This window comes from Micromonospora mangrovicola (assembly GCF_047200535.1).
Taxonomy (GTDB): domain Bacteria; phylum Actinomycetota; class Actinomycetes; order Mycobacteriales; family Micromonosporaceae; genus Micromonospora.
This window is the reverse complement of the sequence record NZ_JBJZOG010000197.1, coordinates 1-3,917: the sequence shown is the minus strand read 5'-3', so window position 1 is coordinate 3,917 and position 3,917 is coordinate 1. Positions and strand designations below refer to the sequence as shown.

General features: G+C 68.9%; 6 protein-coding genes. 2 read left to right on the top strand and 4 right to left on the bottom strand.

Annotated elements, in window-relative coordinates; translation table 11 throughout:
* Nucleotides 1-245 precede the first annotated feature (245 nt).
* A complete protein-coding gene (locus ACL02O_RS33760) occupies nt 246-701 on the top strand; it encodes a hypothetical protein (protein WP_412822242.1) in 456 nt (151 codons plus the stop codon).
* Here the strand turns inward: ACL02O_RS33760 and ACL02O_RS33755 are convergent.
* Entirely contained in the window at nt 658-1,092 is a 435-nt protein-coding gene (locus ACL02O_RS33755; protein ID WP_412822241.1) for a nuclear transport factor 2 family protein, read from the bottom strand. The genes ACL02O_RS33760 and ACL02O_RS33755 overlap by 44 nt on opposite strands.
* A 39-nt stretch (nt 1,093-1,131) precedes the next feature.
* Complete coding sequence (locus ACL02O_RS33750; RefSeq protein WP_412822240.1) at nt 1,132-2,211, bottom strand: epoxide hydrolase family protein; 1,080 nt, start codon at nt 2,209-2,211, stop codon at nt 1,132-1,134.
* Nucleotides 2,212-2,324: 113 nt separating this feature from the next.
* Here ACL02O_RS33750 and ACL02O_RS33745 point away from each other — a divergent pair, with 113 nt between their 5' ends.
* Nucleotides 2,325-2,804 (top strand): MarR family winged helix-turn-helix transcriptional regulator, encoded by a 480-nt coding sequence (locus ACL02O_RS33745; protein ID WP_412822239.1) that lies wholly within the window; start codon nt 2,325-2,327, stop codon nt 2,802-2,804.
* 120 nt (nt 2,805-2,924) lie between these two features.
* Here the strand turns inward: ACL02O_RS33745 and ACL02O_RS33740 are convergent, their stop codons facing one another.
* Nucleotides 2,925-3,113: a hypothetical protein gene (locus tag ACL02O_RS33740; protein ID WP_412822238.1), complete on the bottom strand. Its 189-nt coding sequence runs from the start codon at nt 3,111-3,113 to the stop codon at nt 2,925-2,927.
* A gap of 141 nt (nt 3,114-3,254) precedes the next feature.
* Nucleotides 3,255-3,857, bottom strand: coding sequence for a LutC/YkgG family protein (locus ACL02O_RS33735; protein ID WP_412822237.1), 603 nt, complete (start codon nt 3,855-3,857; stop codon nt 3,255-3,257).
* Nucleotides 3,858-3,917 lie beyond the last annotated feature (60 nt).

Below are 3,917 nucleotides of genomic sequence, written 5' to 3'. Positions count from 1 at the left end.
ACCAACAACATGATCATCGTGTGCGACCACCACACTTGGGCAGTCGAATCCGAGGCCGCGAGCTACAGGCTCAACCCGCAGGGAAGCGGCCCTGCGCATGCCGAAAACCACGTCCGCCCAGCTCACGGCCGCTTCGGCCGCGGCAGGGAGATCTTGCCCGGCCGACGCCTCCGACGCGTCTCGCATCGACACCCACCACTGGGCAATGATGCCGCTTCACGCTGTTGCGACTGGCGTACCTTGGCGTGACCAACGCCCTCGCGATGTTCAGGCTGCTGCCGGTGGGCGACCGCGACAAGGCCATCGAGATCTTGGCACTCCGCCACCAGATCACCGTCCTCGAACGGCAACTGCACGGCGAGAAGCCCCGGTTCAATTCGGCGGACCGGGCGTTCCTCGCCGCGCTGCTGCACCGGCTGCCGGGCGACGTGCTGGGCCGCATCCGGCTGTTGGTTCGCCCCGATACTGTGCTCCGCTGGCATCGTGACCTCGTCGCCCACAGCCACGCGAGGATCTCGCGGCCCAACTGCGGCGGACGCCCGCCGACCGTCCGCTCGATCCGGAAGCTGGTGCCCCGTCTGGCCCGCGAAAACGATTCGTGGGGCTACCGTCGCATCCACGGTGAGCTGCTCACGCTCGGTGTCAAGGTCGCCCCGTCTAGAGGGCCCGGTCGAGGGCTTCGGTCAGTGCGACCGGGGTGATTTCGAGGCGGTCGAAGCGCCAGCCGTCCTCGGTGCGGCGCGCGCCGTAGCGGGCGATGCCGGCCGCGACCGCCTCTGTCTTGTCGTCGATGACGAAGACGGCGATGTCGTGGGCCCACACCGTGGCGGTCTCGCCGTCGACCTCGATGATGAGGTTGGACTTGTTGTGCAGGGTGCGGACGTACGTGTCGTGGCCCGAGCGCACGAGTTCGATGAGCGCCTCGATGCCGCGGGCCTCCCCGCGCGGGGACTTGACGACGACGTCGTCGGTGAAGAGTTGGCCGGTCTTGCCGTAGCGAGCCTCGTCGATCCACAAGCTGTGGCGGGCGACCAGGTCGGCGAGTTCGGCGCGGTCGGCGAGTGCGCGGATCAGGGTTTCGGTGCTGGTCACGATGGCCTCCCCAAGTAGTTCGACTGGCTGACGTTCGGGTCACTTGATGTGGGTGAGAAAAAAGTCCCGGATGTCCTCGGCGAGCAGGTCCGGCACCTCCATCGCGGCGAAGTGGCCGCCGCGCTCGAACTCCGACCAGTGCCGGATGTCGTACAGCCGCTCGGCCAGCGGTCGCACCGACTGTGTGATGTCGTGCGCGAACACCGCCACGCCGAGCGGCACCCGGCAGGGCTGCTGGCTCCCCCGGGGAGTGTCGTGGTGGAGCCGGCCCGAGGAGGCCGCGGTCGCGGTCAGCCAGTACAGCGAGATGTCGGTGAGCATCCGATCGTCGCTGACCGGTGTGGCGGGGTCCGTCCACTGTGCGAATCGCTCGGCGATCCAGACCAGTTGGCCGACCGGCGAGTCGGTCAGCGCGTAGCCGATGGTCTGCGGGGTGAGCGCCTGCAGGGCCTGGTACGGCGGGCGATTCGCCATCAGATGCCTGACCTTGTCCAGTCGGGCCTCATCCGCTTCGGACACCTCGACGTCGGGGTCCGGCCGGGTCGGCAGGTAGTTGACGTGCACCCCGACGACGTGCTCGGGCGCGACCGCGCCGAGCCCGATGGAGATGCCCGCACCGAAGTCACCGCCCTGCGCGCCGTAGCGCTCGTATCCCAGGCGGCGCATCAGCTCGGCCCAGACCCGGGCGATCCGGACGGCGTCCCAGCCGCGCTCGTGGGTCGGCCCGGAGAACCCGAAGCCGGGGATGGACGGAATCACCAGGTGGAAGTCGCGCGACAGCGGTTCGATCACGTCGAGGAACTCCAGGAACGAACCGGGCCAGCCGTGGGTGAGGATCAGCGCGAGCGCTTCCGGTTTCGAAGACCGGACGTGGAGGAAGTGGATGTTCTGGCCGTCGATCTCGGTGGTGAAGTGCGGAAGCTCGTTGAGCTTGGCCTCGTGCTCGCGCCAGTCGTAGCCGGTGCGCCAGTATTCGGCCAGCTCCTTGAGCCGCGCCAGCGGGAAGCCGTAGTCCCACCCGGCGTCGGCGACCTCGTTGGGCCAGCGGGTGCGGGAGAGCCGGTCGGTCAGGTCGTCGAGGTCGGCCTGGGGGATGTCGATGCGGAACGGCTTGATCATGATCCTAACTCCAGGGAGATCCGTTTGGCGTCTAAACGTTCAGGCGAATAACGTTTGGTGCCCAAACGATATCACAATCATTGGTGCTCCGAATGGTTCGTTAGGCTTGTCACATGGAGAACCCACCCGAGAAGACGCCCACCACCTGGGAGAGCTTGCCCAGCTGGCTGCTCACCCAGACCGCCAGCCACGCGCACCGCCTAGTGGCCGAGGGGTTCTCGTCCGTCGGCGCCCGCGGCTACCACTACCGCCTGCTGGCGACGCTGGAGCAGTTCGGCCCGGCCAGCCAGGCAGCGCTGGGCCGCCGTAGCGGCATCCACCTCAGCGACATGGTCGCGACGATCAACGAGCTCGCCGAACACAAACTAGTCGAGCGCGCCCCGGACCCCTCCGACCGGCGGCGCAACATCATCACCCTGACCGCCGCGGGCAAGCGACAGCTGCGGCGACTGGAGAAGCGGCTGGCCGAAACCCAGGACGAACTGCTGGCTCCGCTGTCACCCGAGGAGCGACAGCGTCTGAGCGAACTGCTGTCCAGGCTTTTGGACCACCACAACCGGCGAACCGGCACCCCCGAAGAGCCGTGGCGCTGACGGGGGAACCGGCCCACGAACCGCTGATCGGGCAGGCGGACGTCGACCGCGTCCAGGAGATGCTCGGCCGGCGGGCTCGCACCGCCACCGCCCCGAACGGACGCATCGATCCCGCCACCCCTACATCTTCAGAAGCCTGGTCCACTGCGGCATCTGCGACAGGAAGATGCAAGGCCAGCACTCCCACGGCGTCGCCCAATGCCGCTGCCGCTTCGACTCGAAGCCGGCGCCGACCCGGCCGTGGTCGCCGGCTGGATCGCCGAAGCTCAGGCCGAACGTCAACGCGCCGAACAACGCCAGCACACGCATGCCGAACGGGAAACCGACATCCCTCCTCGTCCGAGGGCGACGTCGAGGGCATATCCATCGTGGTCATTAGTCACGATCTACTGTTGGGGCCACGATAACTCGGGATCCGGTACGTCCGGCGCTGCGGCCTGTCGGCCTGGTTCAGTCGACGATGATCACGTGGAGGTTGCGTGGGCCGTGGACGCCCTCGACCCGGTCGAGCTCGATGTCGCTGGTGGCGGAGGGCCCGCTGATCCAGGTCAGCGGGCGGTGCGGGTCGAGGCGGGCGAGGGCGTCCGGCACGGTGGCGACGACCTGGTCGGCGCGCACCACGCACACGTGCACGTCGGGCAGCAGGGTGATGATGCGGCGGCCCTGGTCGGGGGCCGCGTCGAGCACGATGGTGCCGGTCTCGGCGACGGCCACCGCCGCCGCGGTGACCACCGCGTCGACGGTGGCGATCCGCCCGGCGGGGAGGTCGTCGTCCGGCACCGCAGTGACACTGTCGGGTAGCCAGTTTCGGGGCAGTCCGGGTGGCACCACGACCTGCCAGCCGCCGAGTACCTCGTCAACTATCCGGGCGACGTCGGCATCGGGACACCGGTGCACGGTGGCCCGGTAGTCCGTGAGACGCTCCACGAGCAGGTCGACGTCGGTGCGGACGGCGCCGGCGGGCCGGTAGCCCCGGGGCACCTCGGCCAGCACGGGCCGTGGCTCGCCGAGGGCGGACCGGAGCCGGCCGAGGATGAGGTCACGGGAGCTCACCGCTCGGCCCACCAGTCGCGGAAGGTCTGCGGCGGCAGGTTCGGTAGGTCGCGGCTGGCC

What these genes read in the sequence shown, in the direction of transcription:
- ACL02O_RS33750 (WP_412822240.1), bottom strand. Translation starts at nt 2,211, where the DNA reads ATGATCAAGCCGTTCCGCATCGACATCCCCCAGGCCGACCTCGACGAC.
- ACL02O_RS33745 (WP_412822239.1), top strand. Translation starts at nt 2,325, where the DNA reads ATGGAGAACCCACCCGAGAAGACGCCCACCACCTGGGAGAGCTTGCCC.
- ACL02O_RS33740 (WP_412822238.1), bottom strand. Translation starts at nt 3,113, where the DNA reads ATGCGTGTGCTGGCGTTGTTCGGCGCGTTGACGTTCGGCCTGAGCTTC.